The following is a 23,331-nucleotide window of genomic DNA, read 5'->3' as shown; positions in this document are numbered from 1 at the left end:
TGGGTCGAACCCACCTAGCCTACGTCGCCCGCGCCGACCCGCTCGCCGGAGGCGATCCGCACCCCGCGTGCCCAGTCCGCGCCGCGCATCGGCTTCTTGCCCTGCGGCTGGACCCAGAGCAGCTCGACGGCGTGCGACCCGGAACCGACGTACACGTTGTTCTTGGCGGCCGAGAGCTCACCGGGCGCGAGATCCGTGCGGTCCTGGACCGGCGCGGCCTGGATGATCTTCAGCCGCTCGCCGCGGAACACGGTCCAGGCGCCGGGCGCCGGCGTGCAGCCGCGCACGACCCGGTCCACCCGCAGCGCGGGCGCCGCCCAGTCGACCTCCGCGTCCTCGACCGTGATCTTCGGGGCGAGGGTGACGCCGTCGGCGGGCTGCGGCACCGCCTTCAGGCTGCCGTCCTCGATGCCGTCCATCGTCGCGACCAGCAGCCCCGAGCCCGCGAAGGCGAGGCGCGTCAGCAGGTCGCCGCTGGTGTCGGTCGGCCGCACCTCCTCGGTGACCGTCCCGTACACCGGACCGGAGTCGAGCCCCTGCTCGATCAGGAAGGTGGAGGCACCGGTGATCTCGTCGCCCGCCATCACCGCGTGCTGCACCGGGGCGGCGCCGCGCCAGGCGGGCAGCAGGGAGAAGTGCAGGTTGACCCAGCCGCGGGCCGGGATGTCGAGGGCGGCCTTGGGCAGCAGCGCGCCGTAGGCGACGACGGGGCAGCAGTCGGGGCCGATCTCCCGCAGCCGTGCCAGGAACTCCTCGTCACGCGGCTTCGCGGGCTTGAGCACCTCGATGCCCGCCTCCTCCGCGCGCTCCGCGACCGGGCTCGCCACGAGCCTGCGGCCCCGGCCGGCGGGCGCGTCCGGGCGGGTGACGACGGCGGCCACCTCGTGCCGGTCGGAAGCGATCAGGGCGTCCAGGGCGGGGACGGCGACCTCGGGAGTGCCTGCGAAGACGAGCTTCACTGGTGGGTACCTCGGATCTCTGGGTCAGTGGTGGGGCGACGGCAGCGCACCAGTCTATGGGCCGCCCCGGGGCCCCGCCCGGGACGGTCTTCCCGGGGCCCGGGGTTGACGCTCCAGGGGGCGTACGAAGCGGCGCGCGCCCTGTGCATATGCACATACGCCCCTGCACCGTGACCCCAAACGAACTAGCGCGTTGGTCAAGAAAGAGTTGACCACAACGGGCGGCGGATGCGGCCCGATCCTTTTCAACGCCGGTTCGAGAGGCTTGTTCATGGCCGACCACGCAACCCACGACGCCCAGGCACGGGCCAGCCTGCACCTTCTGGTCCGGGACATCGAGCGGGTCCGCCGGCAGGTGGATGCACTGCGCACCCTGACCGCCCAGCTCGGCAACGTCTACCGCCCCCGTCGCTCCAGCCCGTCCGCCGGCTTCGTCGTGTACGGGCGGGCCCCCGCCCCGACCGTCCGCCTCGCCCAGGAACTGCGGGACAGCGTCGAGACGCTGGTCACCGCGGCGGTGGACTTCGACCGCTCGCTCGGGTTCTCGTGGGACGCGGTGGGCTCGGCCCTCGGCGTCACCAAGCAGGCGGTCCACCGCCGTTACGGCGCGCGCCGGGCCACCACGCAGGCGGCGGCCGAGGCCGAGCGCGCCGCGGAGACCCCGGCACCGGCCGTGACGTCCACGGCCACGCGCCCCCTCCCCGTCGGCGTCCCCCTGCCGTCCGTCCCCGCCGCCCGCGCGATGCCGACCCAGCCCACCGCGGGCAGCCCCACGCTCCGCGACGAGCCCAGGCCGAACGCCTTCCCCGGCCCGCGCAACGGCTGACCTCCCCCGGCCTCAGCCCCCGCGACCGCTGCCCCCCTCGTTCCTCCGCCAAGGACGAGGGGGCAGCTCCGTCCCCGCACCGGTCACCCGATGTCCAGCGGGTCCACCCGGACCCGCACGGCCTCTCCCCCCGCCTCCCGGGCGCCCTTGGCCCCCCGGGCCATCCGCGCGGCCTGCGCCACCTTCAGCGAAGCGGCGAGCGCGGCGCCGCTGCCGGGCGGCACCCGGATGAGCACCCGCTCCCACGCCTCCCCCGCGGGCGCGCCCGCACCCCGCCGGGAACCGCCGGGGCCAGGAGCGGGGCCCCCGTCCCACACCGGAACAGGCCCCAGCACCGCCGCGTCCCGCGGCAGTTCGGCAGCGGACAGGAACTCCGCGAGCGCCTCGGGCGGGCCGGACACCGCCGCCATCCGTGACACCGGCGGAAAGCCCAGCTCGGCCCGTTCCGCGAGCTCCCGCACCGCGTGTCCCACTGGGTCCCACCGCACCAGCGCCTGCACTGGGCGCAGCGTCGGCTCGGCGACCACCACCACCGTGCCGCCCGCGCCCTGCGGACGGACGAGCGACGAGGCGCCGATCCACCGGCGCAGCGCGTCCTCCCCCGCCCTCAGGTCGGGCCTGCCCAGCATCGCCCATCCGTCGAGCAGCAGCGCGGCCGCGTAACCGCCCTCGGCGACGGGCTCCGCCCCCGGCGTGCTGACCACGAGCGCCGGCGCGTCCGGCACCGTGTCGAGGACCTGCTCCCGCCCCGACGTCCGCACCGGCACCGCGGGAAACGCCCGCCCGAGCTCCTCGGCGGTCCTGCGCGCCCCGACGACCTGCGCCCGCAGCCGGAACGCGCCACAGGCCTCGCAGTGCCAGGCGGCTTCCTCCACCCCGCACCAGCCGCACCGCAGGGCGGCCCCGCTCTCCTGCGCCTCCAGCGGCCCGGCGCACCGCCGACACCGCGCCGGCTCACGGCACCGTTCACAGGCGAGCCGCGGCACATAGCCGCGCCGGGGCACCTGCACCAGGACGGGGCCGTGCTGCAGCCCATCCCGAGCGACCCGCCACGCCAGCGACGGCAGCCGCGCGGCCCGCGCCGCCTCGTCCCGCGCCAGATCACCGTCGCCCACGGTCCGTACGAGCGGCGCGGCCCCCCGCACCTGCTCGCGGTCGGCGACGAGCGGCGCGGCCCACCCGCTCTCGACGAGCTGGGCCGCCTCCACCGTGCAGCTCCAGCTGCCCAGCAGGAAGCCGCACTTGTCCCGCGTGGCCCGCAGCTCCAGCACCTCCCGCACATGCGGGAACGGAGCGCGGTCGTCGCTGTGGCTGGAGTCGCCGTCGTCCCAGATGACGACCAGGCCGAGGTCGCGCACCGGCGCGAACATGGCGGCCCGGGTGCCGACGACGGCCCGCACCGTCCCGCGCCGCACGGAGAGCCACTCCTGATACCGCCGCTCCTGCCCCGCGTCGGCGGTCAGCAGCGCGTGCTGCCCCGCCCCGAGCAGTTCGGTGAGCGCGGCGTCCACACGCGCGGCGGGCCGCCCGGTCGGCACGACGACGAGCGCGCCGCGTCCCGAGGCGAGCGTGGCCTGCACGGCGCGGGCGATCTCCTCGGCCCACCGGGGCCCCGGCAGCGCGGTCCACACGGCACGCGGCGCGCCTCCCGTGGCCAGCGCCTGGAGGAACTCGGGCCCATGCGCATAGCGCCGCCAGCTCCCGGGCTCGGGCGCACGAGGCGGGGCGGGAGGAGCAGGGGGAACCCGGGACTCGGCCCTGGCATGCCGGGGCGGAATCGCCAGCTGCAACACGTCGGCGAGGCTGCCCGCATACCGGTCGGCGACGGCCCTGGACAGCTCGAGGAGGCCGGAATCCAGCACGGGCTCGGGCGACACGACCTGGGCCAGGGCGGCGAGCGGCCCCGTGTACTCCGTCTCGGCACACCGCTCAACAATGAACCCGTCGATCAGCCCACCGCCTTCGCGCCGCCCCTCCCGCACGTTCCGCGACCCGGCCCCGAACCGCACGCGCACCCGCACCCCGGGCTGCGCCGCCTCGTCCAGCTCCTCGGGAACGGCATAGTCGAAGTACCGGTCGAGGTGCAGCACGCCCTTGTCGACGAGCACCCGCGCGACCGGCAACTCCTTGGCCAGCGCGGCCCCCCGCCACGTCCGCGGCTTGGCCCGCGGCACCTTGGCCCTGCGCACCGACTCACGAATGAGCGCAAGCTGCTCCGGCTCCTCGTCTCCCCCCACCCCGGACCCCTCGTTCTCCCTGCTCACAGCTGCATTCCTACCAGACCCCACTGACACGGCCGGAAAACGCCGAGGCCCGGCACCCCCGCAGGGATACCGGGCCTCACCAGAGCCTGGAGGAGGCAGGGGCTACAGCCCCGCCGCCTTGCGCAGCGCGTCCACGCGGTCCGTCTTCTCCCACGTGAAGTCGGGGATCGCCCGGCCGAAGTGGCCGTACGCGGCGGTCTGCGAGTAGATCGGGCGGAGCAGGTCGAGGTCGCGGATGATCGCGGCCGGACGCAGGTCGAAGACCTCGGCGATGGCCGCCTCGATCTTGTCCGTGTCGACCGTGGCCGTACCGAAGGTCTCGACGAAGAGACCGACCGGCTCGGCCTTGCCGATGGCGTACGCGACCTGGACCTCGCAGCGGGCCGCGAGGCCGGCCGCGACGACGTTCTTGGCGACCCAGCGCATCGCGTACGCGGCGGAGCGGTCGACCTTGGACGGGTCCTTGCCGGAGAAGGCACCGCCGCCGTGGCGGGCCATGCCGCCGTACGTGTCGATGATGATCTTGCGGCCGGTGAGGCCGGCGTCGCCCATCGGGCCGCCGATCTCGAAGCGTCCCGTCGGGTTGACCAGCAGGCGGTAGCCCTCGGTCTCCAGCTTGATGCCGTCCTCGAGGAGGGCCTTCAGCTCGGGCTCGACGACGAACTCGCGGATGTCGGGAGCGAGGAGCGAGTCCAGGTCGATGTCGCTCGCGTGCTGCGAGGAGACCACGACCGTGTCGAGGCGGACGGCCTTGTCGCCGTCGTACTCGATGGTGACCTGGGTCTTGCCGTCGGGGCGCAGGTAGGGGATCGTCCCGTTCTTGCGCACCTCGGAGAGGCGGCGCGAGAGACGGTGCGCGAGGTGGATCGGGAGCGGCATGAGCTCCGGCGTCTCGTCGCAGGCGTAGCCGAACATCAGGCCCTGGTCGCCCGCGCCCTGCTTGTCGAGCTCGTCTTCCTCGTCCCTCTGGGAGGCACCCTCCACACGCTTCTCGTACGCCGTGTCGACGCCCTGCGCGATGTCGGGGGACTGCGAGCCGATGGACACCGAGACGCCACAGGAGGCGCCGTCGAAGCCCTTCTTCGAGGAGTCGTAGCCGATCTCGAGGATCTTGTCGCGCACGAGCTGCGCGATCGGCGCGTACGCCTTCGTCGTGACCTCGCCGGCCACGTGGACGAGGCCGGTGGTGATCAACGTCTCCACGGCGACGCGGGAGGTGGGGTCCTCCCGCAGAAGCGCGTCGAGAATGGTGTCGCTGATCTGGTCAGCGATCTTGTCGGGGTGACCCTCGGTCACAGACTCCGAGGTGAAGAGGCGCCGGGACACATCGCTCCCTGTGGTTGCAGCGGCTGCTGGCTGATCATTGGTGGACGGCCGGGAGCTGCGCCCGGCGTCGTCCGAGACCAGTTTATCGGTCACACTCGGCCGCAGGTCCACATGTCTCGCCACTTGGGAGGCCTGTGACCTGCGGCACTGTGTTGCGCGGTACGAAGATCGTGCACCATCGGAGGCCCCAGCGCCCGTTTTCCCCGGGTTTGAGGCGCCCGATGAGGCGAAGGTGACATTGAGCCCTGCCCGCGGAGACTCAGTCAAGAGATGCACGGAAATGTGGCCAAGTTCCGCCAGAAGGCGAAAACGGCCCGCGGGCGAACGAACAGAAAGCTGTCGAGCGAGCAGGAAGCTGTCACGCCAGCCGCTGCGCGACCAGATCCCAGACCGTGTCCGCGAGGGCCTCCTTGGGACCGTACGGCACCGGTGTCTCGCTGCCGTCGGCGCCGAGCACGACCGCCTCGTTCTCCTCGGAGCCGAACGTCTTGCGCTCGCCGACCTCGTTGACGACCAGCAGGTCGCAGCCCTTGCGTGCGAGCTTGGCGCGGCCGTTGGCCAGGACGTCGTCCGTCTCCGCGGCGAAACCGACGACCACCTGGCCGGCGCGGGGCCTGTCCCCCGCGATCTCGGCGAGGATGTCGGGGTTGCGGACCAGGGCGATCGGGGCCGGCTCCTGGCCGTCCTTCTTCTTGATCTTCCCCGTCGCGTACGTCTCGGGACGGAAGTCGGCCACGGCGGCCGCCATCACGACGGCGTCGGCGTCGGCCGCGGCCTTCAGGACGGCCTCGCGCAGCTGTACGGCGGTGCCCACCGGCACGACGTCCACGCCCGCGGGATCGGGCAGCGCCGCGTTGGCCGCGACGAGGGTGACGCGGGCGCCGCGCGCCGCCGCGCTGCGGGCGAGCGCGTAGCCCTGCTTGCCCGAGGAGCGGTTGCCCAGGAAGCGGACCGGGTCGAGCGGCTCGCGGGTGCCGCCCGCGCTCACGACGACGTGGCGGCCCGCGAGGTCCTGGGCCAGATCGCCCCGGGCGAGAACGCGGCGTACGACCTCGAAGAGCTCGACGGGGTCGGGGAAGCGGCCCTTGCCGGTGTCGACGCCGGTGAGGCGGCCGACGGCGGGCTCGACGACCAGCGCGCCGCGGCGGCGCAGGGTGGCCACGTTCTCCTGGGTGGCCGGGTGCTCCCACATCTCGGTGTGCATGGCCGGGGCGAAGACCACGGGACAGCGTGCCGTGAGGAGCGTGTTGGTGAGCAGGTCGTCGGCGAGGCCGTGGGCCGCCTTGGCCAGCATGTCGGCGGTGGCGGGCGCGACGATCACCAGGTCGGCGTGCTGTCCGATGCGGACGTGCGGCACCTCGTGGACGTCGGACCACACCTCGGTCGAGACGGGGTTGCCGGAGAGCGCCGACCAGGTCGCGGCGCCGACGAAGTGCAGCGCCGACGCGGTCGGCACCACACGTACGTCGTGCCCGGACTCGGTCAGCCGCCGCAGCAGCTCGCACGCCTTGTAGGCGGCGATGCCACCGCTGACCCCCAGGACTACCTTCGGCTTCTCGGCCACGGCCTCTGTCTCCCCGCGCTCGGTGCGTACGACGTTCGGATGCGTACGACTCCATGACACACCACAGGCCCGGCAGCCGTGCTGCCGGGCCTGTGGTGAAAGTACGAACCTGAAGGTGCGGACCGCTTACTGAGCCGGGCCCTCGATGGCCTCGGACGTCAGCAGACCCGCGTTGATCTCGCGGAGCGCGATCGAGAGCGGCTTCTCGTGGACGTGCGTGTCCACGAGGGGGCCGACGTACTCCAGGAGGCCCTCACCGAGCTGCGAGTAGTACGCGTTGATCTGGCGCGCGCGCTTGGCGGCGTAGATCACGAGGCTGTACTTCGAGTCGGTGGCTTCGAGCAGCTCATCAATCGGCGGGTTGATGATGCCCTCGGGCGCGGTGATGGAAGAGGACACTCTTCGCCTTCCGATGGGGTCAAGACCAGAAGGGTCAAGACAGGGGTAAAGATCAAAGAACCTTCATCAAGGCTAGCAGCTCACGCGCCACGTCCTCGACCGAGGTGTTGACCAGGGTCGTATCGAACTCGGCCTCGGCGGCCAGCTCCACCTTGGCGGCGGCGAGCCTGCGCTCGATCACCTCGGGCGCCTCGGTCCCCCGGCCGGTGAGCCGGCGGACCAGCTCCTCCCAGCTCGGCGGGGCGAGGAAGACCAGCTGGGCCTCCGGCATCGATTCGCGCACCAGGCGCGCGCCCTGCAGATCGATCTCCAGGAGGACGGGCTCGCCCGCCTCCAGTCGCTCGAGCACCGCGTTGCGGGGCGTGCCGTAGCGGTTGCCCGCGAACTCGGCCCACTCCAGCAGCTCGCCGTTGGCGATGAGCTTGTCCATCTCGTCGTCGGAGACGAAGAAGTACTGGACCCCGTCCTTCTCGCCGGGCCGCGGCTTGCGGGTGGTGGCGGAGACCGAGAGCCAGACCTCGGGGTGTTCTTTGCGCATATGAGCGACGACCGTGCTCTTGCCGACCCCGGAGGGGCCGGAGAGCACGGTCAGCCGCGGACGTACGTCCGGGGGCGCGGGGGTCGTCCCCCGGGATGTTGCAGCCATGCAGCGATTATCCAGGTTCTCAGGAGTGCCTGAGAACATCAGCCCGCGGCACCGCCACCGAACTCTCGCTCGAGCGACGCGATCTGGTTGGAGCCGAGACCGCGCACACGGCGGCTCTCGGAGATGCCAAGACGCTCCATGATCTGCTTGGCGCGGACTTTGCCCACGCCAGGCAGGGACTCCAGGAGGGCGGAGACCTTCATCTTGCCGATGACATCGTTCTCCTGGCCCTGCTTGATGACCTCGTGAAGAGAGGCACCGGAGTGCTTGAGTCGATTCTTGACCTCGGCCCGCTCCCGGCGAGCCGCGGCGGCCTTTTCGAGCGCGGCTGCGCGCTGTTCAGGGGTAAGGGGCGGAAGAGCCACGCCTACGTCACCTCGGATGTCGAACTGTCGGATACGGACCGGTGAGGAACCTAGTCGCCCCACACCTGGTGAGCAACGTGCAACGCGCTTGCCCGTTCGCTCTCGTCGGAGACTAGCGGCCAAGGCCGCCGGAGTCAGCGAGAACAGACGAAAAGTCCTGGTCAGCCTGCGCCGAGCCGTACATATCGGGCATTTCTCCCCGGATTTGAGTCGTCGGGCCGTCAACGAACCGTCAACAGGACGAACCCGCAGGGCCCGTTGTCACCCTCGAGCCGCTTCGACCGCCGCCCTGATCTCGTCCGCGAAGCGCTCCGCGGAGCCACGCAGAGCCGTGACATCGGGCCCGTGCCGCAGGACGCCCCTGCTGACGTTCGGCACGACGTTGCGCACGGCCGCGCCGAAGACGCCGGGAAGGTCGGCAGGGGTCGCGCCCTGCGCCCCGATGCCGGGGGCGAGCAGCGGACCGTTGATGGCGAGGTCGTACGAGGACAGGTCGCCCAGCGTCGCGCCGACGACCGCTCCGAAGGACCCCAGGGGCGCCTGTCCGGCGTTCTCGGCGGCGAGGTGGCCGAGGACGGTGGCCGCGACGCTGCGCCCGTCCTCGCGCACCGCGTGCTGCACCTCGGCGCCCTCGGGGTTGGAGGTGAGGGCGAGCACGAAGAGCCCGGCGTTGTTCTCGCGGGCGAGGTCGACGGCCGGCTTCAGGGAGCCGTACCCCAGGTAGGGCGAGACCGTGAGCGCGTCGCTGAAGAGCGGCGAGTCCTTGCGCAGGAAGGTCTCGGCGTACGCGGCCATGGTCGAGCCGATGTCGCCGCGCTTGGCGTCCATGACGACCAGGGCGCCCGCCGACCGCAGCTCCTCGACCGCCTTCTCCAGGACGGCGATGCCCCGCGAACCGAAGCGCTCGAAGAAGGCGCTCTGGGGCTTGAACACGGCGACGGTCCCGGCCAGCGCCTCCACGACGGTCCGCGTGAACCGCTCCAGACCCGCGATGTCGTCGTGCAGGCCCCAGGCGGTCAGCAGCGAGGCGTGCGGGTCGATGCCGACGCACAGGGGGCCGCGCTCGTCCATCGCGCGGCGCAGCCGCGCGCCGAAGGGCTCCAGGGGGCTCGTGCTGCTCACGCGGGGCTCCTCACATCGGCGCCGACGGCGTCGGCGAGGGTGGCGTACGGGCTCGTCCGCAGGCGTGCGGCGAGGCCCTTGTGGATCGCGCGGCCCCAGAAGGGCCCTTCGTAGATGAAGGCGCTGTAGCCCTGGATCAGGGTGGCGCCCGCGAGGATGCGCTGCCAGGCGTCCTCGGCGTTCTCGATGCCGCCGACGCCCACGAGGGTGATGCGGTCGCCCACGCGCGCGTAGAGGCGGCGCAGGACCTCCAGGGAGCGCTCCTTGAGCGGGGCGCCGGACAACCCGCCGGTCTCTCCGTAGAGGGCGGGTTCGGATTTCAGACCGAGGCTCTCGCGCGCGATGGTGGTGTTCGTGGCGATGATGCCGTCCAGGCCGAGCTCGACGGCGAGGTCGGCGACCGCGTCGATGTCCTCGTCGGCCAGGTCCGGCGCGATCTTGACGAGCAGCGGGACGCGGCGGCCCTCGACGCTGCGGTCGGCGGCCTCGCGCACGGCGGTCAGGAGGGGCCGCAGGGACTCGGTGGCCTGGAGGTTGCGCAGGCCCGGGGTGTTCGGCGACGAGACGTTGACCACGAGGTAGTCGGCGTGGCGGGCGAGCCGCTCGGTCGACTTCACGTAGTCCGCGGCGGCCTCCTCCTCGGGGACGACCTTGGTCTTGCCGATGTTCACGCCCACGACGGTCCTGAAGACCGCCTTGCGGGCCGCCAGACGGGCCGCCACGGCCGCCGAGCCCTCGTTGTTGAAGCCCATGCGGTTGATCAGCGCGCGGTCCTGCACGAGGCGGAACAGCCGCTTCTTGGGGTTGCCGGGCTGCGGCTCGCCAGTGACCGTGCCGATCTCGATGTGGTCGAAGCCGAGCATCGACATGCCGTCGATCGCGACGGCGTTCTTGTCGAAGCCCGCCGCGAGCCCGAAGGGGCCGTGCATCCGCAGCCCGAGAGCCTCGGTGCGCAGCTCCTTGTGGCGCGGCGCGAGGACGGCCGCGACGAAGGTGCGCAGCACCGGGATGCGGGCCACGAGGCGGATCCAGCGGAAGGCCAGGTAGTGGGCCTGTTCCGGGTCCATGCGTTTGAAGACGACGTTGAAGAAGAGCTTGTACATGAGTGTCCTCGGGGGTCCTCACCAGAAGGGGGACACCGTCTCCGGTGTCCCCCTTGTGGGCTGCTAGTCGCGGGTCGCGGTCAGGTGTTCCGCGTGTTCCTGGAGCGAGCGGACGCCCACGTCCCCGCGGCCCAGCGCGTCGATGCCCTGGACGGCCGCGGCGAGCGCCTGGACCGTGGTCAGGCACGGCACGGAGCGCGCCACGGCGGCCGTGCGGATCTCGTAGCCGTCGAGGCGGCCGCCGGTGCCGTAGGGGGTGTTGACGATGAGGTCGACCTCGCCGTCGTGGATGAGCTGGACGATGGTCTTCTCGCCGTTGGGGCCCTCGCCCTCGGACTGCTTGCGCACGACCGTGGCGTTGAGGCCGTTGCGCTTGAGCACCTCGGCCGTGCCGGACGTGGCGAACAACTCGAAGCCGTGCGCGACCAGTTCACGCGCCGGGAAGATCATCGAGCGCTTGTCGCGGTTGGCGACCGAGATGAAGGCACGGCCCTTGGTCGGCAGCGGACCGTAGGCGCCCGCCTGCGACTTGGCGTACGCGGTGCCGAACACCGAGTCGATGCCCATGACTTCGCCGGTGGAGCGCATCTCCGGGCCGAGCACGGTGTCGACGCCGCGGCCGTGGATGTCGCGGAAGCGCGACCACGGCATGACGGCCTCCTTGACGGAGATCGGCGCGTCCATGGGCAGCGTGCCGCCGTCACCGACGGCCGGCAGCATGCCCTCGGCGCGCAGCTCGGCGACGGTCGCGCCGAGCGAGATGCGCGCGGCGGCCTTGGCCAGCGGCACCGCGGTCGCCTTCGAGGTGAAGGGGACGGTGCGCGAGGCGCGCGGGTTGGCTTCGAGGACGTAGAGGATGTCCCCGGCCATGGCGAACTGGATGTTGATCAGTCCGCGCACGCCGACACCCTTGGCGATGCCCTCCGTGGAGGCGCGCAGGCGCTTGATGTCGAAGCCGCCGAGGGTGATCGGGGGCAGCGCGCACGCCGAGTCGCCGGAGTGGATGCCGGCCTCCTCGATGTGCTCCATGACGCCGCCGAGGTAGAGCTCCTCGCCGTCGTAGAGCGCGTCCACGTCGATCTCGATGGCGTCGTCGAGGAAGCGGTCGACGAGCACCGGCCGCGAAGGGCTGATCTCGGTCGACTCCTCGATGTACGCGGAGAGCCGGGTCTCGTCGTACACGATCTCCATGCCGCGCCCGCCGAGCACGTACGACGGGCGTACGAGGACGGGGTAGCCGATCTCGTCGGCGATGGCCTTCGCCTCCGCGAACGTCGTCGCGGTGCCGTGCTTCGGCGCGGGGAGGCCCGCCTCGGCGAGCACGCGGCCGAAGGCGCCGCGGTCCTCAGCGGCGTGGATCGCCTCGGGAGAGGTGCCCACGACGGGCACGCCGTTGTCCTTGAGCGCCTGGGCCAGGCCGAGCGGGGTCTGGCCGCCGAGCTGGACGATGACGCCCGCGATCGGCCCTGCCTGTGCCTCGGCGTGGACGATCTCCAGAACGTCCTCCAGGGTGAGCGGCTCGAAGTAGAGCCGGTCGGAGGTGTCGTAGTCCGTGGAGACGGTCTCCGGGTTGCAGTTGACCATCACGGTCTCGTAGCCCGCGTCGCTCAGCGCGAAGGAGGCGTGGACGCAGGAGTAGTCGAACTCGATGCCCTGGCCGATGCGGTTCGGGCCGGAGCCGAGGATGATCACCGCGGGCTTCTCGCGCGGCGCGACCTCGCTCTCCTCGTCGTACGAGGAGTAGAAGTACGGGGTCTTCGCGGCGAACTCGGCGGCGCAGGTGTCGACCGTCTTGTAGACCGGACGCACGCCGAGGGTCTGACGCACCTCACGCACGACGTCCTCGCGCAGGCCGCGGATCTCGGCGATCTGGGCGTCGGAGAAGCCATGCCGCTTGGCCTCGGCCAGCAGGTCGGCGTCCAGGCGCTCGGCGGCGGCGAGATCGTCCGCGAGCTCCTTGATCAGGAAGAGCTGGTCGACGAACCACGGGTCGATCTTCGTGGCGTCGAAGACCTCCTCGGGGGTGGCGCCCGCGCGGATGGCCTGCATGACGGAGTTGATGCGGCCGTCGGTCGGCCGGACGGCCTCTTCCAAAAGAAGAGCCTTGTCACCGGGCTCGCCGACGAACGTGAACTGCGAGCCCTTCTTCTCCAGCGAGCGCAGCGCCTTCTGCAGCGCCTCGGTGAAGTTGCGGCCGATGGCCATGGCCTCACCGACCGACTTCATGGTGGTGGTGAGGGTGGAGTCGGCGCTCGGGAACTTCTCGAAGGCGAAACGCGGGGCCTTGACGACGACGTAGTCCAGGGTCGGCTCGAAGGACGCCGGGGTCTTCTCGGTGATGTCGTTCGGGATCTCGTCCAGGGTGTAGCCGACGGCCAGCTTGGCGGCGATCTTCGCGATCGGGAAGCCCGTGGCCTTCGACGCCAGCGCGGACGAACGCGACACGCGCGGGTTCATCTCGATGACGATGACGCGGCCGTCCTCGGGGTTCACCGCGAACTGGATGTTGCAGCCGCCGGTGTCGACGCCGACCTCGCGGATGATCGCGATGCCGACGTCCCGCAGGATCTGGTACTCGCGGTCGGTGAGCGTCATCGACGGCGCGACGGTGATCGAGTCACCGGTGTGCACGCCCATCGGGTCGAAGTTCTCGATGGAGCAGACGACCACGACGTTGTCGTTCTTGTCGCGCATCAGCTCCAGCTCGTACTCCTTCCAGCCGAGGATGGACTCCTCCAGGAGCACCTCGGTGGTCGGCGAGAGGGTCAGGCCCTGGCCTGCGATGCGGCGCAGCTCGTCCTCGTTGTGCGCGAAGCCGGAACCGGCGCCGCCCATGGTGAAGGAGGGGCGGACGACGACGGGGTAGCCGCCGAGCTCGTCGACGCCCTTGAGGACGTCGTCCATCGAGTGGCAGATGTACGAGCGGGCGGACTCGCCGTGCCCGATCTTCTTCTTGACCTCTTCGACGACGCCCTTGAAGAGGTCGCGGTCCTCGCCCTTGTTGATGGCCTCGACGTTGGCTCCGATGAGTTCGACGCCGTACTTCTCCAGGACGCCCTGCTCGTGCATGGAGATGGCCGTGTTGAGGGCCGTCTGGCCGCCCAGGGTGGGGAGCAGCGCGTCGGGGCGCTCCTTGGCGATGATCTTCTCGACGAACTCCGGGGTGATCGGCTCGACGTACGTGGCGTCGGCGATCTCCGGGTCGGTCATGATCGTCGCCGGGTTGGAGTTGACGAGGATGACGCGCAGGCCCTCGGACTTGAGGACCCGGCACGCCTGGGTGCCGGAGTAGTCGAACTCGGCGGCCTGGCCGATGACGATCGGGCCGGAGCCGATGACCAGGACGGACTGGATATCGGAGCGCTTAGGCACGCTGGACTCCTTCTGCGCTCATCAGCGAAACGAAACGGTCGAAGAGGTACGCGGCGTCATGCGGGCCGGCGGCAGCTTCGGGGTGGTACTGGACGGAGAAGGCCGGCTGGTCGAGCAGCTGGAGGCCTTCGACGACATCGTCGTTGAGGCAGACGTGCGAGACCTCGGCGCGGCCGAAGGGCGTCTCGGTGGCCTTGTCGAGCGGCGCGTCGACGGCGAAGCCGTGGTTGTGCGCGGTGACCTCGACCTTGCCGGTGGTGCGGTCCTGCACCGGCTGGTTGATGCCGCGGTGGCCGTACTTCAGCTTGTACGTGCCGAAGCCGAGGGCGCGGCCGAGGATCTGGTTGCCGAAGCAGATGCCGAAGAGCGGCGTCCTGCGCTCGAGGACGGCGGTCATGAGCGCGACCGGTCCTTCGGCGGTGGCCGGGTCGCCGGGGCCGTTGGAGAAGAAGACTCCGTCGGGGGCGACGGCGTACACGTCCTCCACGGTGGCGGTGGCGGGCAGCACGTGCACCTCGATGCCGCGCTCGGCCATGCGGTGCGGAGTCATGCCCTTGATGCCGAGGTCGATGGCGGCGACGGTGAACTTCTTCTCGCCGACCGCCGGGACGACGTAGGCCTCCTTGGTGGCGACCTCCTCGTACAGGCTGGCGCCCTTCATCCGGGGCTGCGCCTGGACGCGCTCGACGAGCTCGGCGTCGGCCGGCAGCGTCTCGCCGGAGAAGATGCCGGAGCGCATGGAGCCGCTCTCGCGCAGGTGGCGGGTGAGGGCGCGGGTGTCGATCCCGGCGATGCCGACGACGCCCTGGCGCACCAGCTCGTCGTCGAGGGGGCGCGCGGAGCGCCAGTTGGAGGGGATACGGGCGGGGTCGCGGACAACGTAACCCGACACCCAGATCCGGTCCGACTCGTCGTCCTCGTCGTTCCAGCCCGTGTTGCCGATCTGGGGGGCGGTGGCGACCACGATCTGGCGGTCGTACGACGGGTCGGTCAGGGTCTCCTGGTAGCCGGTCATGCCGGTGGAGAACACCGCTTCGCCGAAGGTCTCCCCCACGGCCCCGTAGGCACGACCGCGGAAGACGCGGCCGTCCTCCAGGACGAGTACGGCGGGAAGCGCCCCCTTCCTCTGCGAGGCCGTCCCCTGCTTGGAGGTCGTCATCGTGCGGTGCCTTCCGTAGTGCTGGTCTTGTCGATCATGTTGTTCAGCGTCGTGACCCACTCCGACTGCTCGGCGGCGTGGTCCGAGCGGAAGCCGGAGTCGAGCAGCTTGCCGCCGTGTTCCCAGGTGACGATCAGCAGACCGCCCTCCGTGAGGACCTTGCCGGCGATGCCCTTGTCGAGGCGGGCCTCGCGCAGCTGCGCGGCCGGGATGAAGAAGTCGTCCGCGCCGGGGCGTACGACGTCGAGGCCCGCGTCGGTGAGCGTCAGCTCGACGCGGCTGCGGGTGCCCAGGCCGTGCGCCACGATGCGGTCGAGCCACTGGCCTGCCGTGGTCGAGCCGTGGTACCGGCCGCTCAGCTCAAGTTTCGCCGGACCGGGGTCATCCGGCGCGGCGGGCAGCTCGGGCAGGTCGCCCTGGAGCGTGCCGCGCCACTTCCAGCCCTCGCGCATCAGCCAGTAGACGAGCGCGATGAAGACCAGGAGTCCGACGACCCACCCGGCGCGAGCGGCCCAGTCGGTCACCTCCGCCGATTCCTTCTCGGCGGCCAGTTCCAGAAGAGGTGTTCCCAGCGGAGATGTCACGTGAGCTTCCCGTCGACGAGCGTGGCCCGACCCCGGAGCCACGTGTGCGTGACGCGGCCCGGCAGCTCACGGCCCTCATAGGGAGTGTTGCGGCTGCGCGAGGCGAAGCCCGCGGGGTCCACTGCCCCACGGTAATCGGCGTCGACGAGGACGAGGTTCGCGGGCTCACCTGCCGAGACGGGGCGTCCGTGACCGGTCGCCCGGCCGATCTGCGCGGGCTTGAAGGACATCCGGTCGGCGACGGCCTCCCAGGTCAGCAGGCCGGTCTCGACCATCGTCTGCTGGACGACGGAGAGCGCGGTCTCCAGGCCGACCATGCCCATGGCGGCCGCGGCCCACTCGCAGTCCTTGTCCTCGTGCGGGTGCGGGGCGTGGTCGGTGGCGACGATGTCGATGGTGCCGTCGGCGAGCGCCTCGCGCAGCGCCATGACGTCGCGCTCCGTGCGCAGCGGCGGGTTGACCTTGTAGACGGGGTTGTAGGAGCGCACCAGCTCATCCGTGAGGAGGAGGTGGTGCGGGGTGACCTCGGCGGTGACGTCGATGCCGCGCGACTTGGCCCAGCGCACGATCTCGACCGAGCCCGCGGTCGAGAGGTGGCAGATGTGCACCCGCGAGCCGACGTGCTCGGCGAGCAGCACGTCACGCGCGATGATCGACTCCTCGGCGACGGCGGGCCAGCCGCCGAGACCCAGCTCGGCGGAGACGATGCCCTCGTTCATCTGGGCGCCCTCGGTGAGCCGCGGCTCCTGGGCGTGCTGCGCGACGACGCCGCCGAAGGCCTTCACGTACTCCAGGGCGCGGCGCATCATCACGGCGTCGTCGACGCACTTGCCGTCGTCGGAGAAGACGGTGACCCCGGCGGCGGACTCGTGCATGGCGCCGAGCTCGGCGAGCTTCTTGCCCTCCAGGCCGACGGTGACGGCGCCGATGGGCTGCACGTCGCAGTAGCCGGACTCCTTGCCGAGCCGGTAGACCTGCTCGACGACGCCGGCGGTGTCGGCGACGGGGAAGGTGTTGGCCATGGCGAACACGGCGGTGTAGCCACCGGAGGCGGCGGCGCGCGTGCCGGTCAGGACGGTCTCGGAGTCCTCGCGGCCGGGCTCGCGCAGGTGGGTGTGCAGGTCGACGAGGCCCGGGAGGAGCACCTTGCCGTCGGCCTCGACGACGGTCGCGCCCTCGGCGGAGAGCCCCGTGCCGACGGCCTCGACGGTCTCGCCGTCGATCAGGACGTCCTGCGCCTCGCCGCCCAGCACCTTCGCACCACGGATCAGGGTCTTGCTCATGGTTACTTGCTCTCCGAATCGTTGGGCCGGGTGTGGGTGACGGCGGGCTCGTTGCCGCCCAGAAGCAGATAGAGGACGGCCATGCGGATGGAGACTCCGTTGGCGACCTGCTCGACGACCGTGCAGCGGTCGGAGTCGGCGACCTCGGCGGTGATCTCCATGCCGCGGACCATCGGGCCGGGGTGCATGACGATGGCGTGCTCGGGCATCTTCGCCATGCGCTCGCCGTCCAGGCCGTAGCGCCGCGAGTACTCGCGCTCGGTGGGGAAGAACGCGGCGTTCATGCGCTCGCGCTGCACCCTCAGCATCATCACGGCGTCGGACTTCGGCAGCACACGGTCCAGGTCGTAGCTGACCTCGCAGGGCCACTGCTCGACGCCGACCGGCACGAGGGTGGGCGGGGCGACGAGGGTGACCTCGGCGCCCAGGGTGTGCAGCAGGTCGACGTTGGAGCGGGCGACGCGGCTGTGCAGGATGTCGCCGACCAGGGTGATGTGCTTGCCGGCCAGGTCCTGGCCGAGGCCGGCGTCGGGTCCGACGAGGCGGCGCCGCATGGTGAAGGCGTCGAGGAGGGCCTGGGTGGGGTGCTGGTGGGTGCCGTCGCCCGCGTTGATGACGGCGGCGTCGATCCAGCCGGAGGTCGCCAGGCGGTAGGGCGCGCCGGAGGCGCCATGCCGGATGACGACCGCATCGACGCCCATCGCCTCCAGGGTCTGCGCCGTGTCCTTCAGGGACTCGCCCTTGGAGACCGAGGAGCCCTTGGCGGCGAAGTTGATGACGTCGGCGGAGAGGCGCTTCTCGGCGGCCTCGAAGGAGATCCGGGTCCGGGTCGAGTCCTCGAAGAAGAGGTTGACCACGGTGCGGCCGCGCAGGGCGGGCAGCTTCTTGATCGGCCGGTCGGCGACCCGGGCCATCTCCTCGGCCGTGTCGAGGATGAGAACGGCTTCGTCGCGGGAGAGGTCGGCGGCCGAGATGAGGTGTCGCATCATCTGCGTGTACTCCGGTGTGTGGAGGTCTGCGGGCGCGCGGGCGCACAGGGGTGTGCCCCTGGGCCCGTGAGGGAGGAAACCGGTCTTACGCGGAGGCGGGCTTGGCGCCGAGCAGCACGGCGTCACGGCCGTCTTCCTCGGCGAGCTGCACCTTGACCGTCTCCCGCAGCGACGTGGGGAGGTTCTTGCCCACGTAGTCGGCACGGATGGGCAGTTCGCGGTGACCGCGGTCGACGAGGACGGCGAGCTGCACCGCGCGGGGGCGGCCGATGTCGTTCAGCGCGTCGAGGGCGGCCCGGATGGTGCGGCCGGAGAAGAGCACGTCGTCGACGAGGACCACCAGGCGGCCGTCGATGCCGTCACCGGGGATCTCGGTGCGGGCGAGGGCGCGCGGCGGATGCATGCGCAGGTCGTCGCGGTACATGGTGATGTCGAGGGAGCCGACCGGGATCGTGCGGCCGGTGATCTCTTCGAGCTTCTCGGCGAGCCGGCGGGCGAGGAAGACGCCGCGGGTGGGAATGCCGAGCAGAACCACGTCGTCGGCGCCCTTGGCGCGCTCGACGATCTCGTGGGCGATGCGGGTCAACACCCGCGCGATGTCGGGCCCTTCGAGCACGGGCCGGGCGACAGCGGAGTCTTTCGGTTCCTGCGTGTCCATATGAAAACGGACCTCCTTCTCCGCCTCACGGGACGGACCTTAAAGGACGTCGAAATTGCGCCAGCCACACTACCAGTACCGGGGCCCGAGCACGTCATCAGCCTCCACCGAAGGGGCGGTAAGGACCTTTCGGCTTGACGCAGGCAAGTAACGCTGCGTAACCTCACAGTGAGTTACCAGCCACGCGGCGGAGCCGCATGATTGTCGCAGCGTCCGGGGAGCTATATGTCCAGCGAATACGCCAAGCAGCTCGGGGCCAAGCTCCGCGCGATCCGTACCCAGCAGGGCCTTTCCCTCCACGGTGTCGAGGAGAAGTCCCAGGGACGCTGGAAAGCGGTCGTCGTGGGGTCGTACGAGCGCGGCGACCGTGCCGTGACCGTGCAGCGCCTCGCCGAGCTGGCGGACTTCTACGGCGTCCCCGTGCAGGAGCTTCTTCCTGGTACGGCTCCCGGTGGCGCCGCCGAGCCGCCGCCGAAGCTCGTCCTCGACCTGGAGCGCCTCGCCCACGTGCCGGCCGAGAAGGCGGGTCCGCTGCAGCGGTATGCCGCCACGATCCAGTCGCAGCGCGGTGACTACAACGGCAAGGTCCTCTCGATCCGCCAGGACGACCTGCGCACCCTCGCCGTCATCTACGACCAGTCCCCCTCGGTCCTGACCGAGCAGCTGATCAGCTGGGGTGTCCTCGACGCGGACGCGCGCCGCGCCGTCGCCCACGAAGAGGTCTGACCGCACCGCGCAACACATCAGCAGAAACGTGCCGCCGGGGTGGCCGCAGCCGAAAGGCCGCGGCCACCCCGGCGGTTTTTCCGCTGTGGCGGTTTTTCTGCTTTTCCCCGGAGAATTCCGCGGAGAGAAACCGGAGGGCCCGCAGCGGTTTGCTGCGGGCCCTCCGGTTGACGTACGACGACGCCTTACGCCTCGTCCCGGCGCAGGGACGGCTTCAGGTCCTTGAAGCGTCCGAGGAGTCCGTTGATGAAGGACGGCGACTCGTCCGTGGAGAACTCCTTGGCGAGCTCGACCGCCTCGTCGATCACCACGGCGTCCGGCGTCCCGTCGACCCAGACGAGTTCGTAGGCGCCGAGCCGCAGGATGTTCCGGTCGACGACCGGCATGCGGTCCAGGGTCCACCCGACGGCGTACTGCGAGATGAGTTCGTCGATGCGGCGCTCATGCTCCGCGTACCCCTCGACGAGCTCCATCGTGTACTCGCTCACCGGCGGCTGCCGGGTGTCGGACCGCGAGTGGCGCACCCAGTCGGCGAGAACCGTCAGGACGTCGGTGCCGCGCTGGTCTGCCTCGAAGAGGATCTGGAAGGCGCGCTTGCGGGCCGTATTACGAGCAGCCACGGTTAGCTGTTCACCCGGCCGAGGTAGCCGCTGTCACGGGTGTCGACCTTGATCTTCTCGCCGGTGGTGATGAAGAGCGGCACGTTGATCTGGTGGCCGGTCTCCAGGATCGCGGGCTTGGTGCCGCCCGTGGAGCGGTCGCCCTGGACGCCCGGCTCGGTCTCCTGGATGACGAGCTCGACGGCGGCGGGCAGCTCGACGAAGAGCACCTCGCCCTCGTGCTGCGCGACCGTGGCGGTGAAGCCCTCGATCAGGAAGTTGGCGGCGTCGCCGACGGCCTTCTTGTCGATGTGCAGCTGGTCGTAGGTCTCCATGTCCATGAAGACGAAGTACTCGCCGTCCATGTAGGAGAACTGCATGTCGCGCTTGTCGACAGTGGCCGTCTCGACCTTGACGCCGGCGTTGAACGTCTTGTCGACGACCTTGCCGGAGAGCACGTTCTTGAGCTTGGTGCGCACGAAGGCCGGGCCCTTGCCGGGCTTGACGTGCTGAAACTCGACGACGGACCAGAGCTGGCCGCCTTCGAGCTTGAGCACCATGCCGTTCTTGAGGTCGTTCGTGGAAGCCACGGTTGCGGAATCTCCTGCACTGACTGACTGGTGGACGACCCCGGGCGCGCACGCGCCGCTAGAGCGCGAGCAGTTCCTTGGTCGTGATGGTGAGTAGCTCGGGTCCGCCGTCCGCCTCGGGGCGCACGACGAGCGTGTCATCGATCCGGACACCACCCCGGCCAGGGAGGTGAACCCCCGGTTCGACGGTGACCGGCACGCAAGCGTCCAGTTTACCCATGGCCGCGGGCGCCAACTGAGGGTCCTCGTCGATTTCGAGCCCCACGCCATGTCCAGTCAGCGGAGGAAGCCCCTCCGTATAGCCCGCGGAGTCCAGTACGTGGCGTGCCGCGCGGTCCACGTCACGGCAGGCGGCACCGGGCAGAAGGGCCTCACGACCGGCCCGTTGCGCGGCGAAGACGAGGTCGTACAGCTCGATCTGCCAGTCGGCGGGCGACGTGCCGATGACGAACGTACGCCCGATCTCGCACCGGTATCCGCGGTAGCTCGCCCCCAGGCAGACGGAGAGGAAGTCGCCCTCCTCCACCCTGCGGTCCGAGGGGCGGTGGCCGCCCTTTCCGGAATTCGGGCCGGTGGCCACGGACGTCGGGAACGCGGGCCCGTCCGCGCCGTGGTCGACGAGCCGCCGCTCCAGCTCCAGCGCCAGGTGGCGTTCCGTACGCCCCACGAGAATGGACTCGAGCAGCTCCCCCAGTGCCTGATCGGCGATCTCCGCGGCGATCCGCAGACAGGAGAGTTCGTCCGCGTCCTTCACCAGACGCAGCTGTTCGACGGCCGTCCCGAGATCCGTCAGGCGCAGCCGTGGCGCGACCGAACCAAGTGCGCGGTGCCGGGCGACGGTCAGGTGGTGCTCCTCGACGGCGAGCGCCGGTACGCCCTCGGCGGCCGCCAGGCCCGCTCCGGCGACGGCCGGGTCGGCGCCCGGCGCGGGCAACAGCTGCACTCTCAGCGCCTCGTCGGGCCGCCCCTCGCCCTGCTGCTCACCGGGCGGGCACCCGCACAACAGCACGTCCTCGTCCCTGCCCACGAGGAGCACGGCGCCGTGGGGCGCCGCGCCGGCGAGATAGCGGACGTTGGCGGGCCGGGAGACCAACGCGGCCGCGCCACCGCTGGCGGCACACCGCTCCCGAACCCGCTCCCTGCGGACCGCGTACACCTCTGACATGGGGCGAGCCTATGAGCGCTGCGGCGCCACGGCCCGGTGGACGCGTCCGACCGGGCGGCGGCGCCTCGGTTCCACCGCCAGTCGCCCGGTCGCTCAGCTGTCGCAGCCCACTCCGTCGCCGTCGCGGTCAAGATGCCGGCCGTAGCCCGGCTCCCCGCGGCGAACCGGAGCGGCACCGGCCGCACGGGCCTCGGCGCAGTTCCCGTAGTAGACGGCCCCGCCGCCGGAACCGCCCCCGTCGCGAGTGGCCGTGACGGTCGACCTGACGGTCTTGGTCGCCTTCACGGTCCTGGTCGCCTTGACCGTCTTCGTCGCTTCGACCGTCTCGGTCGATCGCACCGTGGCCGTCGGCCGTGGGCCGGGCTGCGCGGTCCGGGTGGCGGTGGCCGTTGTGGTCGCGGTGGCTTTCGGCTCGGCTGCCTCGTCCGCCGCTGTGCCGCCCCCGCCCATGCCGAACCCCAGTCCGAGAGCGAGGACCATCGCGGGGATCACGTACCGCTTCCGGGCCCACTTCGGGGCGGGGCTGCGGGCGTCTGGTGGGTCTCCGTACGGATTGCTCATGTCATGCCCCCGAGCGTGTTGCAGGGGGATGACCGTAGTGCCGGGTTCAGGCGGCGTGAAGGAGCCGGGGAGACACAGTGTCCCAACCGTGACCGATGGGCGGCGCTACCACTTCGGAGGGCTTGTGATGGCGCGGGCCAGGACGTCGTCCAGGACGCGGGCCGTGGCGGGGACGTCCAGCTGGGAGTTGTCGATGATGGGGAGGCCCGATCCGTACCAACCGGCCATGCGGCCGTGGATGCGGGCCACTTCCTCGTCCGAGAGGCGGCGATTGCCGCTGCGCTCCGCGTTGCGCTCCAGGACGATCTCCAGGCCGGGGAGGAGGACGACGGGCAGCAGCCCGGGCCCCACGTGCCGCTTCCAGCCGCCGAGGCCGACGACCGGCCGGTCGGGGAAGACCGCGTCGTCGAGGATGCACGAGATGCCGTTGGCCAGGAAGTTCCGCGCGGCGAAGCCGCAGGTGCGGCGGGCCAGGCGGTACTGCGCCTCGGAGTGGTCGTTCCAGCCCGACTGGGGGTCGGCGAACCCCGAGCGCACCCATTCGCGTACGTCGTCGAGGCTGATGTGGGCCGTCGGCACGCGCCGGTGCTCGGCCCAGAACTTGGCGACGCTGGTCTTGCCCGCGCCCGCGGGGCCGATGAGGAGCACGGCGAGCGTCGTACCGCCGGTGTCGGTCTGTGCCGTGCCCGGTGGCGGGCTCGGCACGGCTACCGGGCCACCCGGCGGCAGTTGTATGTGCCCCGTGGTGTCCGGCGCAGGAGGCACCGGGCCGGGCCCGTGCTGAGGCTGAGGGGGCTGGGGGGCCGCCTGCGGGGGCGTCGGGGCGGGAGGGGCGGGAGGTACGGGACCGCCCATGAAGCCGGGAGCGGGAGGCACCGCGCCGTGCGGCACCGCCTCGTGCGGCACCACTCCAGGAGGCACCGCTCCGGGAGGCGGAGCGGTCGGGTGGTGTGCGGCCGGCGACCAGCCGGTGGCCGGTCCGTGCCCCGGCTGATGGGGCGGCGGCAGCGGAGACCCCACTGCGTGCTGCATCCGGTGCCACTCCGTCTCGTGCGACTGACGCTGGTCGGG

22 protein-coding genes are annotated in these 23,331 nt (G+C 71.2%); 2 read left to right on the top strand and 20 right to left on the bottom strand.

The window, feature by feature from the left end:
- Positions 1 to 14 precede the first annotated feature (14 nt).
- Entirely contained in the window at positions 15 to 959 is a 945-nt protein-coding gene (gene fmt / locus AB0N81_RS28530; RefSeq protein ID WP_365363203.1) for a methionyl-tRNA formyltransferase, read from the bottom strand.
- A gap of 271 nt (positions 960 to 1,230) precedes the next feature.
- On the opposite strand from fmt, the gene AB0N81_RS28525 reads away from it, so the two are divergent.
- Entirely contained in the window at positions 1,231 to 1,785 is a 555-nt protein-coding gene (locus AB0N81_RS28525) for a hypothetical protein (protein ID WP_365363201.1), read from the top strand.
- A gap of 83 nt (positions 1,786 to 1,868) precedes the next feature.
- Here AB0N81_RS28525 and AB0N81_RS28520 read toward each other — a convergent pair whose 3' ends face one another.
- From AB0N81_RS28520 to pyrR, 14 genes are all read right to left on the bottom strand, one after another.
- A complete protein-coding gene (locus AB0N81_RS28520; RefSeq protein WP_365363199.1) occupies positions 1,869 to 4,049 on the bottom strand; it encodes a primosomal protein N' in 2,181 nt (726 codons plus the stop codon).
- 102 nt (positions 4,050 to 4,151) lie between these two features.
- Positions 4,152 to 5,375 (bottom strand): methionine adenosyltransferase, encoded by a 1,224-nt coding sequence (metK, locus tag AB0N81_RS28515; protein WP_365363197.1) that lies wholly within the window; start codon positions 5,373 to 5,375, stop codon positions 4,152 to 4,154.
- 358 nt (positions 5,376 to 5,733) lie between these two features.
- On the bottom strand, positions 5,734 to 6,939 hold the full coding sequence (coaBC, locus tag AB0N81_RS28510) for a bifunctional phosphopantothenoylcysteine decarboxylase/phosphopantothenate--cysteine ligase CoaBC (RefSeq protein ID WP_365363195.1): 1,206 nt from the start codon (positions 6,937 to 6,939) through the stop codon (positions 5,734 to 5,736).
- A 126-nt stretch (positions 6,940 to 7,065) separates the two neighbouring features.
- Positions 7,066 to 7,338, bottom strand: a complete 273-nt coding sequence (rpoZ, locus tag AB0N81_RS28505) for a DNA-directed RNA polymerase subunit omega (RefSeq protein WP_005319902.1) — start codon at positions 7,336 to 7,338, stop codon at positions 7,066 to 7,068.
- A gap of 52 nt (positions 7,339 to 7,390) precedes the next feature.
- Positions 7,391 to 7,984 (bottom strand): guanylate kinase, encoded by a 594-nt coding sequence (gene gmk, locus AB0N81_RS28500; RefSeq protein ID WP_365363193.1) that lies wholly within the window; start codon positions 7,982 to 7,984, stop codon positions 7,391 to 7,393.
- A 38-nt stretch (positions 7,985 to 8,022) separates the two neighbouring features.
- Positions 8,023 to 8,349, bottom strand: coding sequence for an integration host factor (locus AB0N81_RS28495; protein WP_055564204.1), 327 nt, complete (start codon positions 8,347 to 8,349; stop codon positions 8,023 to 8,025).
- 261 nt (positions 8,350 to 8,610) lie between these two features.
- Positions 8,611 to 9,471 carry an orotidine-5'-phosphate decarboxylase gene (pyrF, locus tag AB0N81_RS28490; RefSeq protein WP_365363190.1) on the bottom strand — a complete coding sequence of 287 codons (861 nt, stop codon included), beginning with the start codon at positions 9,469 to 9,471 and terminating at the stop codon, positions 8,611 to 8,613.
- Entirely contained in the window at positions 9,468 to 10,574 is a 1,107-nt protein-coding gene (locus AB0N81_RS28485) for a quinone-dependent dihydroorotate dehydrogenase (RefSeq protein WP_365363188.1), read from the bottom strand. Before AB0N81_RS28485 ends, pyrF begins: the two co-directional genes overlap by 4 nt.
- A gap of 63 nt (positions 10,575 to 10,637) precedes the next feature.
- Positions 10,638 to 13,946, bottom strand: a complete 3,309-nt coding sequence (carB, locus tag AB0N81_RS28480) for a carbamoyl-phosphate synthase large subunit (protein WP_365363186.1) — start codon at positions 13,944 to 13,946, stop codon at positions 10,638 to 10,640.
- Positions 13,939 to 15,105, bottom strand: coding sequence for a glutamine-hydrolyzing carbamoyl-phosphate synthase small subunit (gene carA, locus AB0N81_RS28475; protein ID WP_365363184.1), 1,167 nt, complete (start codon positions 15,103 to 15,105; stop codon positions 13,939 to 13,941). The genes carB and carA overlap by 8 nt, the downstream gene beginning before the upstream one ends.
- On the bottom strand, positions 15,102 to 15,689 hold the full coding sequence (locus AB0N81_RS28470) for a hypothetical protein (protein WP_365363182.1): 588 nt from the start codon (positions 15,687 to 15,689) through the stop codon (positions 15,102 to 15,104). The genes carA and AB0N81_RS28470 overlap by 4 nt, the downstream gene beginning before the upstream one ends.
- On the bottom strand, positions 15,686 to 16,972 hold the full coding sequence (locus AB0N81_RS28465) for a dihydroorotase (protein ID WP_365363180.1): 1,287 nt from the start codon (positions 16,970 to 16,972) through the stop codon (positions 15,686 to 15,688). Before AB0N81_RS28465 ends, AB0N81_RS28470 begins: the two co-directional genes overlap by 4 nt.
- Positions 16,973 to 16,974: 2 nt before the next feature.
- Positions 16,975 to 17,961, bottom strand: a complete 987-nt coding sequence (locus AB0N81_RS28460; RefSeq protein WP_365363178.1) for an aspartate carbamoyltransferase catalytic subunit — start codon at positions 17,959 to 17,961, stop codon at positions 16,975 to 16,977.
- Positions 17,962 to 18,046: 85 nt separating this feature from the next.
- A complete protein-coding gene (gene pyrR, locus AB0N81_RS28455; protein ID WP_365363176.1) occupies positions 18,047 to 18,619 on the bottom strand; it encodes a bifunctional pyr operon transcriptional regulator/uracil phosphoribosyltransferase PyrR in 573 nt (190 codons plus the stop codon).
- 225 nt (positions 18,620 to 18,844) lie between these two features.
- On the opposite strand from pyrR, the gene bldD reads away from it, so the two are divergent.
- The gene (gene bldD, locus AB0N81_RS28450) at positions 18,845 to 19,345 is read left to right on the top strand and encodes a transcriptional regulator BldD (protein WP_055698930.1); all 501 of its coding nucleotides are present in this window, start codon (positions 18,845 to 18,847) and stop codon (positions 19,343 to 19,345) included.
- Between the two features lie 185 nt (positions 19,346 to 19,530).
- On the opposite strand, the gene nusB is transcribed toward bldD, so the two are convergent.
- The 5 genes from nusB to AB0N81_RS28425 form a co-directional block, all read right to left on the bottom strand.
- Positions 19,531 to 19,965: a transcription antitermination factor NusB gene (gene nusB / locus AB0N81_RS28445; protein ID WP_365363174.1), complete on the bottom strand. Its 435-nt coding sequence runs from the start codon at positions 19,963 to 19,965 to the stop codon at positions 19,531 to 19,533.
- A gap of 2 nt (positions 19,966 to 19,967) precedes the next feature.
- Positions 19,968 to 20,534 (bottom strand): elongation factor P, encoded by a 567-nt coding sequence (gene efp, locus AB0N81_RS28440; RefSeq protein WP_365363172.1) that lies wholly within the window; start codon positions 20,532 to 20,534, stop codon positions 19,968 to 19,970.
- A gap of 58 nt (positions 20,535 to 20,592) precedes the next feature.
- Positions 20,593 to 21,699 carry an aminopeptidase P family protein gene (locus AB0N81_RS28435; RefSeq protein ID WP_365363170.1) on the bottom strand — a complete coding sequence of 369 codons (1,107 nt, stop codon included), beginning with the start codon at positions 21,697 to 21,699 and terminating at the stop codon, positions 20,593 to 20,595.
- Positions 21,700 to 21,792: 93 nt separating this feature from the next.
- Positions 21,793 to 22,260: an excalibur calcium-binding domain-containing protein gene (locus tag AB0N81_RS28430; RefSeq protein WP_365363168.1), complete on the bottom strand. Its 468-nt coding sequence runs from the start codon at positions 22,258 to 22,260 to the stop codon at positions 21,793 to 21,795.
- A gap of 105 nt (positions 22,261 to 22,365) precedes the next feature.
- On the bottom strand, positions 22,366 to 23,292 hold the full coding sequence (locus AB0N81_RS28425) for a Pro-rich N-terminal domain-containing protein (protein ID WP_365363166.1): 927 nt from the start codon (positions 23,290 to 23,292) through the stop codon (positions 22,366 to 22,368).
- Positions 23,293 to 23,331: the final 39 nt, after the last annotated feature.

It is taken from the genome of Streptomyces sp. NPDC093510 (assembly GCF_040683555.1).
Taxonomy (GTDB): domain Bacteria; phylum Actinomycetota; class Actinomycetes; order Streptomycetales; family Streptomycetaceae; genus Streptomyces.
The sequence above is the reverse complement of the archived record's forward strand: the minus strand, read 5'-3'. Positions and strand labels throughout refer to the sequence as shown.

Excerpts from the sequence above, each read along its gene's own strand:
- AB0N81_RS28460 (WP_365363178.1), bottom strand. The coding sequence starts at position 17,961 with ATGATGCGACACCTCATCTCGGCCGCCGACCTCTCCCGCGACGAAGCC.
- bldD (WP_055698930.1), top strand. The coding sequence starts at position 18,845 with ATGTCCAGCGAATACGCCAAGCAGCTCGGGGCCAAGCTCCGCGCGATC.
- carA (WP_365363184.1), bottom strand. The coding sequence starts at position 15,105 with ATGACGACCTCCAAGCAGGGGACGGCCTCGCAGAGGAAGGGGGCGCTT.
- AB0N81_RS28425 (WP_365363166.1), bottom strand. The coding sequence starts at position 23,292 with ATGCAGCACGCAGTGGGGTCTCCGCTGCCGCCGCCCCATCAGCCGGGG.
- AB0N81_RS28430 (WP_365363168.1), bottom strand. The coding sequence starts at position 22,260 with ATGAGCAATCCGTACGGAGACCCACCAGACGCCCGCAGCCCCGCCCCG.
- pyrR (WP_365363176.1), bottom strand. The coding sequence starts at position 18,619 with ATGGACACGCAGGAACCGAAAGACTCCGCTGTCGCCCGGCCCGTGCTC.
- AB0N81_RS28485 (WP_365363188.1), bottom strand. The coding sequence starts at position 10,574 with ATGTACAAGCTCTTCTTCAACGTCGTCTTCAAACGCATGGACCCGGAA.
- AB0N81_RS28465 (WP_365363180.1), bottom strand. The coding sequence starts at position 16,972 with ATGAGCAAGACCCTGATCCGTGGTGCGAAGGTGCTGGGCGGCGAGGCG.
- AB0N81_RS28435 (WP_365363170.1), bottom strand. The coding sequence starts at position 21,699 with ATGTCAGAGGTGTACGCGGTCCGCAGGGAGCGGGTTCGGGAGCGGTGT.
- gmk (WP_365363193.1), bottom strand. The coding sequence starts at position 7,984 with ATGGCTGCAACATCCCGGGGGACGACCCCCGCGCCCCCGGACGTACGT.
- AB0N81_RS28525 (WP_365363201.1), top strand. The coding sequence starts at position 1,231 with ATGGCCGACCACGCAACCCACGACGCCCAGGCACGGGCCAGCCTGCAC.